Raw genomic sequence first — 7,343 nt, 5'->3', positions numbered from 1 at the left:
GTTGGTGGCAGCCATGCGAAAAGTCCTTGGCATGCTCAACGCCATGGCCAAGCACCGTTGCCCCTGGAATCCTGCTCTTTCCGCTTGACCGGCAAGACGGTTGCTCTCCCCCGGCCCCTCTCCCGCAGGGCGGGAGAGGGGAGCACACCCGTAGTACTTGATCTCCTGCCGGTTTGCTCCGCTCGCTCGCTTACGGGAGAGGGGCCGGGGGAGAGGGCAGCGGCCCCCGGTCGACCCTTACCCCAGCAGCAGCGCGTCGTCGTCCAGCTGCTCGTGCCGGCTGCGCTCGAACATCTTCAGCAGGTCCGGCACATCGAGACCCTTGCGCTCGTCGCCGGCCACATCCAGCACCACCTGCCCCTGGTGCAGCATCACCGTGCGGTCGCCGTAGTCGAGCGCCTGCCGCATGCTGTGGGTGACCATCATCGTCGTCAGCTTGTTCTCCTCGACGATGCGCGCGGTCAGCTCCAGCACGAAGGCCGCGGTCTTGGGATCCAGCGCCGCCGTGTGTTCGTCCAGCAGCAGGATGCGCGACGGCCGCAGCGAGGCCATCAGCAGGCTGACGGCCTGGCGCTGGCCGCCGGAGAGCAGGCCGATGCGGTCGGTCAGGCGATTTTCCAGGCCCAGATTCAGCAGGCGCAGCTTGTCGCGGAACAGTTCCCGCGAGGCGCGGTTCAGCGCCGGGCGGAAGCCGCGCCTGGTGCCGCGCGCCATCGCCAGCGCCATGTTCTCCTCGATCGTCAGCGCTTCGCAGGTACCCGCCATCGGGTCCTGGAACACACGCGCGACCAGGGGCGCGCGGTCCCACGCGGGTTGCCGCGTGACGTCATTGCCGTCGATGGTAATGCTGCCCGCATCGACCATCTGGTCGCCACTGATGGCGTTGAGGAAGGTGGACTTGCCGGCGCCGTTCGAGCCGATCACGGCGACGAACTGCCCGCTGGGGATTTCCAGGCTCAGTCCGCGCAGTGCACGGGTTTCGATGGGCGTGCCGGGGTTGAACGTCAGCTTCAGGTCTTGTGCACGCAGCATGTCACCCTCCGATCTTGCGGCCAAACAGCTTCTTGCGGGTGGCGGGCAGTACCAGCGCAATGGTCACCAGCACGGCGGTGACCAGGTTCAGGTCCTGTGCCTGCAGCCCGATGAAGTCGCTGTTCAGCGCCAGCGCGATGAAGAAGCGGTACAGGATGGCGCCCAGCACGACGGCCAGGGTGGTCAGCACCAGCCGGCGCGCCGGCAGGATGGTCTCGCCGATGATCACGGCGGCCAGGCCGATCACGATGGTGCCGATGCCCATCGAGATGTCGGAGCCGCCCTGCGTCTGCGCGAACAGCGCGCCGGCCAGCGCCACCAGCCCGTTGGACAGCGCCATGCCGGCCAGCGTGGCTCGGCCGGTGGCGATCCCCTGCGAGCGCGCCATGCGCGGATTGGCGCCGGTCGCGCGCATCGCCAGACCGGTCTGCGACGAGAAGAACCAGTCCAGTCCCAGCTTGGCGACGATGACGACAGCGAACAGCAGCAGCGGCCGCAGCACGTAGTCGGGCAGCCATTCGGGCTGCAGCACGGAGAACAGGGTCGGCTCGGTGATCAGCGGCACATTGGGGCGGCCCATGATGCGCAGGTTGATCGAATACAGCGCGATCATCATCAGGATCGACGCGAGCAGATCCATGATCTTGAGCCGCACGTTGAGCCAGCCGGTGATGAAGCCGGCGATGCAGCCGGCCACAATGGCCACGGCGGTAGCGGTGAAGGGGTCCTGGCCGGCGGCGATCAGCGTGGCGGCAACGGCGCCGCCCAGCGGAAAGCTGCCGTCCACGGTCAGGTCGGGAAAATTGAGGATGCGGAAGGAGATCAGCACCCCGAGCGCGACAAGGCTGAAGATCAGACCGATCTCCAGCGCGCCCAGAAGCGAGAAGAGGGACATGGCGATTCCTGTTGCAAGGGCCGCGCGGCGGTGATGCGCGACGGCGGGAAAGGCGGCGCGGGTGCGGCCGGGTGAGCCGGTGGCGACGCGGGAGCGGGCCGGGTAGGGCCCGTCATCCTGTTCAATGCGTGTGTGCAGCGTGCGCGGACGATCCGGCGCGAACCGCTGCAGCCGGCGGCCCGGGACCGCGCGTGCCCTGGGGCAGGCCCGGGCACACGAGGCCGGGGCTTAGCGGACGACCTGCTTGGCTTCCTTGATCAGGTCCTGCGACAGCGTCGCACCCTGCTTCTCGGCCGCGCCCGGGTTGACGAACAGCTCGAGCTTGTCGCTGGTCTGCGAGGCAATCGTGCCCGGCTTCTCGCCCTTGAGGATGCGCGCGACGATCTTGCCGGTCTGGTGACCCAGGTCCAGGTAGTTGATGCCCAGTGCGGCGATGGCGCCGCGCTTGACGCTGTCGGTGTCGGCGGCGACCAGCGGCACCTTCGATTCGTTGGCGACCTTGACCAGGGCCTCGTAGGCCGACACCACGTTGTTGTCGGTGCTGGTGTAGATCACGTCCACCTTGCCGACCAGGCTCTTGGCGGCCGAGGCGATGTCGACGGTGCGCGGCGCGGCGGCTTCGCGCAGAGACAGGCCTTCCTTGGCCAGCAGCGACTTCATTTCCTTGACCACCACGACCGAGTTCGCCTCGCCCGGGTTGTAGACCATGCCAACGGTCTTGACCTTCGGCACCACGCGCTTGATCAGCGCCACCTGCTTTTCCAGCGGCAGCTGGTCCGACACGCCGGTCACGTTGGTGCCGGATGCGCCCATGCCCTTGACCAGCTGGGCGGCAACCGGGTCGGTCACGCCGGTATAGACCACCGGCACGCTCTTGGTGGCCGCGACCACCGCCTGCGCCGAGGGCGTGGCGATGGCAACGATCACGTCCGGACGGTCGCCGACGAACTTGCGGGCGATCTGCGCGGCGGTGCCGGTGTTGCCCTGCGCGCTCTGGTATTCCCACTTCAGGTTCTTGTCGGCGTCGTAGCCGGCCGACTTCAGTTCCTCGCGTACGCCGTCGCGGATGGCGTCGAGTGCCGGGTGTTCGACGATCGACAGTACCTTGACGGTCTGCGCGGATACGGCGCCGGCCTGCAGCAGGCCGGCCGCGAGCGCGCCGGCAAGAAAGATCCTGGTGGAAGTCTTCAGCGTCTTCATGGTGACAATACCCCTCGGTAGTGGGACGTTTTATAGGTCTGATGTGTCGGTCAACCGGCCGGCCGCCATGACGCCGCTCGTCCCTGGCTGCGTGACCTTGCCGGTCGTCGGTCTGCTGCCCGCGGCGCGTTGCAGCAGGGTCTTCCCCGCTGCGCCAGGGGCAGCATCAAGCGCGTCAGCATACCATTTTCGGATCGCCCGGGGCCCCGCTTCGGTGCAGCCGCCCACCCATGAAGGGGGCCGGCAGAGGCGGCGCGGGACGGCCGGTTCGTCGGCTGCGTTACTGCGCGGGATTGTGGATCTCGGCGTGAATGCGCTCGATCGCTTCCAGCGCGCCCTCCGGCAGCGTCGCCTCCCACGCATCGACATTCTCGCGCAACTGGTCCAGCGTGGTCGCACCGACGATGGTGCTGGCGGCGAACCAGCGCGAATAGCACCAGGCCAGCGCCAGCGTGGCGGGCGACATGCCAAGTTCGCGCGCCAGCGCGACATAGCGGGCCGAGGCTGCCAGCGATTCGGGGCGCAGGTAGCGCGGGCTCCAGTCCGGCGGGAAGCGCGTCAGCCGCCCCTGCGCGTCGGGATTGAACACCGGCTTGCCATCGTCGCCCGGCGCGCCGCGCAGGTACTTCCCGGTCAGCTGGCCGAAGGCGAGCGGACTGTAGATCAGCAGGCTGACCTCGCTGCGGAAGCACGCTTCGTCCAGGCCCTGCTCGAAGCTGCGGTTCAGCAGGTTGTACGGATTCTGCACGGTGGCGATGCGCGGCAGGCCGTGCAGCTCCGCCTGCTTGACGAACTCGGCGATGCCCCACGGCGTTTCGTTGGAGACACCGACGTAGCGGATCTTGCCGGCGCGCACCAGCCCGTCCATCGCTTCGAGCTGCGCCTGGATGCTGGTGCAATCGCGTTCGCGGGACGGGTCGAACTGCTTCTGGCCGAAGATGGGCGCGTTGCGGGCCGGCCAGTGGATCTGGTACAGGTCGATGTAGTCGGTCTGCAGCCGCTTGAGCGAGTCCTCGACGGCGGCGCGAATGCTGTCGGGCGTCAGGTCGCCGCCATTGCGGATCCATGGCATCCGCGCCGGCCCGGCCACCTTGGTGGCCAGCACCACGCGGTCACGCGGCTGGCGGCGCAGCCAGCTGCCGACGATGCGCTCGGTTTGCCCATAGGTTTCGGCGCGCGGCTTGACCGGGTACATCTCGGCCGTATCGATGAAGTTGATGCCGCGCGAGAGCGCGTAGTCCAGCTGGCTATGCCCTTCGGCTTCGGTGTTCTGCTCGCCGAAGGTCATGGTGCCGAGGCAGATGCGGGAAACGGTCAGGTCGCTCTGTCCAAGTCGGATGGTTTCCATGCGGTGTTCCTTTGCTTGCATGCGGATGGGATTGCGGGCACAAGGTTATCGCCCGGAACAGACGCTTATTGGCGCAGCGCCGCCGCGCACTCGCGCACCAGCGCCGGACCGCGGTAGATCAGGCCGGTGTAGAGCTGCACCAGTTGGGCGCCGGCATCGATCTTGGCCCGTGCCTGCGCCCCCGATTCGATCCCGCCCACGCCGACGATCGGCACGGCATCGCCGACCACCGCGCGCAGCGCCTTCACCACCGCGGTGGAGGGAGCGAACACCGGACGTCCGGAAAGGCCGCCCGCCTCCGCCGCGTGGCGCAGGCCCTGGACCGCCTCGCGCGAGATCGTCGTATTGGTGGCGATGACGCCGTCGATGCGGTGGCGGATCAGGGCATCGCCGATATTGCCGATCTGGTCCGGATCGAGGTCAGGCGCGATCTTCAGCGCGAGCGGCACATAGCGCCTGTGCTGGTCGGCCAGGCGCTGCTGCGCGTCCTTCAGCGCCGACAGCAGGCCGTCGAGCTCGCTGGCGCCTTGAAGCTGACGCAGGTTCTTCGTGTTGGGCGAGGAGATATTGACGGTGACGTAGCTGGCGTGCGGATAGACGCGCTCCAGGCAATACAGGTAGTCGTCGACGGCGCGCTCGATCGGCGTGTCGGCGTTCTTGCCAATATTCAGGCCCAGCACGCCGCCGCTCGCCTTCCAGGCCGAGGCGCGCACGTTGGTGACGAAGGCATCGACGCCGCCGTTGTTGAAGCCCATCCGGTTGATCAGCGCGCCGGCCTCGGGCAGGCGGAACATGCGCGGGCGCGGGTTACCCGGCTGCGGGCGCGGCGTCACGGTGCCCACTTCGATGAAGCCGAAGCCGAATGCGGCCAGGCCGTCGATATACGCGCCGTCCTTGTCCAACCCCGCGGCGAGGCCGACCGGATTGGGAAAGCGCACCCCCATCACCGTCCGCGGGTCGTCTTCGATGCGGTTGCCGATGCAGCTGGCAACGCCCACGCGGTGCGCCCGCATCAGGTTCTGCAGCGTCAGGTGGTGAGCGTCCTCGGCATCCATCGAGAACAAGGCGGGGCGAAGCAGGGGGTAGAGCGCGTTCAGCACGGCAGGGGCGGGTGGGATCGGACGAAGGCCCGCATTGTAACGGTTACGGCGCTATTGCCGCGCAACGGGCGACCTGCGCGTCCCTGGCGTGCACGGGCAGCGCCCGCCATGGCGGCGGCCGCCGCGTCGTTCAGGCGGCGGCCGTGGTGGCGCGGAAGGGGCGCCACTGGTTGCCTTCGAGCACCTGCAGCGGCTGGAAGCGGGCCTTGTAGGCCATCTTGCGGCTGTCCGCGATCCAGTAGCCGAGGTAGAGGTGAGGCAGCCCCAGCTCGCGCGTCTGCGCGATCTGCCACAGGATGTTGTAGGTGCCATAGCTTGCGCCCGGCACCTCGGGATCGTAGAAGGTGTAGACCGAGGACAGGCCGTCGTCCAGCACGTCGATCATGCTGACCATGCGCAGCCGTCCGGCATCGGGCGATCCCGGCGGTTCGCGGAACTCGACCAGGCGCGAGTTGACGCGGCTTTGCAGCAGGAACTGCTCGTACTGGTCGCGGCTGTCCTGGTCCATGCCGCCGCCGGCGTGGCGCAGCGACTGATAGCGCAGGTACAGCGCGTAGTGCTCCTCGACATAGGTCAACGGCGCGACCAGCGCGTGCAGCCCGGCATGGCGTTGCCAGGCGCGGCGCTGGCTGCGGTCGGGGCGAAAGTCGCGCACCACCAGCCGGCACGGCGTGCAGGCATGGCATTCGTCGCAGTAGGGGCGATAGGTGAAGACGCCGCTGCGGCGAAAGCCGGCGCGCACCAGCCGTGAATAGACGTCGGCGTTGATCAGGTGCGCGGGCGTGGCCACCTGCGAGCGGGCCATGCGTCCTTCCAGATAGCTGCAAGCGTACGGTGCCGTCGCATAGAACTGCAGCGCGGAGAGGGGCAATTCCTTGAGCTTGCTCATGTCGATGTCAGCCAGTCGGCCATGGCGGTTGCTGCCTGCACCCGCCTGAACACGCAATGGTGCCAGCCGTGAGGCTCAAGCTTGCGCGTTGCTCCGGGGCCGCGTCCACCATTCCAGCGCGGTTTTGTCGAAATGCCACGGATGCGGCCCACCTTGCGTGACCGCCTGCCGTACATGGGCAACGAACGCTTCACGTGGAATTGGCCGGCCCCCGAGGGAGGCGAGATGATCGGTCTCCTGCTGGCAGTCTATCATCGTCACCCCTTGTGCCGCGAGGAAGCCGCACAGCGCGGCCAGCGCGATCTTCGAGGCGTCGGTGCGGTGCGCGAACATCGATTCGCCGAAGAACATGGCGCCCAGCGCCACGCCGTACAGGCCTCCCACCCGCCGGCCCTCGAACCACGTCTCGACCGAGTGCGCCTGGCCGCGCCGGTGCAGGGCGGTATAGGCAGCGATGATTTCCGGGGTGATCCAGGTGCCGTCCTGTCCTTCGCGCGGGGTTTGCGCACAGGCGTGCATCACCGCGGCGAAATCGTCGTCGACGCGGATCTCCCACGCGGCATCGCGCACCACGCGCTTGAGCGTCTTGCGCAGGTTGGCGGAGACGTGCAGTTCAGTGGGGACCAGCACCATGCGCGGATCGGTGCTCCACCAGAGGACCGGCTGTCCCTGGCCGTACCAGGGGAAGATCCCTTGCCGGTACGCCAGCAGCAGGCGTTGCGGGGAAAGGTCGTGGCTGGCCGCCAGCAACCCGGGGGCGCCGGAATCGTGTCCGAGCGCCGCATCGGGCGGCGGGAAGGGGTCGTGCGGTTCAAGCCAGGGGATCATGCGGGGCGCGGAGGGCGGCGGCAAACGGTCTGGCCAGGGGCCGCCGGTTCA

Annotated in this window: 7 protein-coding genes; all 7 read right to left on the bottom strand. The window is 68.1% G+C overall.

Annotation, left to right across the window (positions count from 1 at the left end; genetic code table 11):
• Positions 1-237: 237 nt before the first annotated feature.
• A complete protein-coding gene (locus K6V06_RS11545) occupies positions 238-1,032 on the bottom strand; it encodes an ABC transporter ATP-binding protein (RefSeq protein ID WP_222243494.1) in 795 nt (264 codons plus the stop codon).
• A gap of 1 nt (position 1,033) precedes the next feature.
• Positions 1,034-1,927 carry an ABC transporter permease gene (locus K6V06_RS11540; RefSeq protein WP_222243492.1) on the bottom strand — a complete coding sequence of 298 codons (894 nt, stop codon included), beginning with the start codon at positions 1,925-1,927 and terminating at the stop codon, positions 1,034-1,036.
• Between the two features lie 228 nt (positions 1,928-2,155).
• A complete protein-coding gene (locus K6V06_RS11535) occupies positions 2,156-3,127 on the bottom strand; it encodes an ABC transporter substrate-binding protein (protein WP_222243490.1) in 972 nt (323 codons plus the stop codon).
• Positions 3,128-3,407: 280 nt separating this feature from the next.
• Positions 3,408-4,475 (bottom strand): aldo/keto reductase, encoded by a 1,068-nt coding sequence (locus K6V06_RS11530; RefSeq protein WP_222243488.1) that lies wholly within the window; start codon positions 4,473-4,475, stop codon positions 3,408-3,410.
• A 65-nt stretch (positions 4,476-4,540) separates the two neighbouring features.
• Positions 4,541-5,575, bottom strand: coding sequence for a quinone-dependent dihydroorotate dehydrogenase (locus K6V06_RS11525; RefSeq protein WP_222243486.1), 1,035 nt, complete (start codon positions 5,573-5,575; stop codon positions 4,541-4,543).
• A 130-nt stretch (positions 5,576-5,705) separates the two neighbouring features.
• Positions 5,706-6,464 (bottom strand): arginyltransferase, encoded by a 759-nt coding sequence (locus tag K6V06_RS11520; RefSeq protein ID WP_222243484.1) that lies wholly within the window; start codon positions 6,462-6,464, stop codon positions 5,706-5,708.
• 75 nt (positions 6,465-6,539) lie between these two features.
• Entirely contained in the window at positions 6,540-7,292 is a 753-nt protein-coding gene (gene aat / locus K6V06_RS11515) for a leucyl/phenylalanyl-tRNA--protein transferase (protein WP_222243482.1), read from the bottom strand.
• Positions 7,293-7,343 lie beyond the last annotated feature (51 nt).

The sequence above is a fragment of the Cupriavidus sp. AU9028 genome, from assembly GCF_019795295.1.
Lineage (GTDB): Bacteria > Pseudomonadota > Gammaproteobacteria > Burkholderiales > Burkholderiaceae > Cupriavidus.
This window is presented reverse-complemented; position numbering and strand designations above follow the sequence as displayed.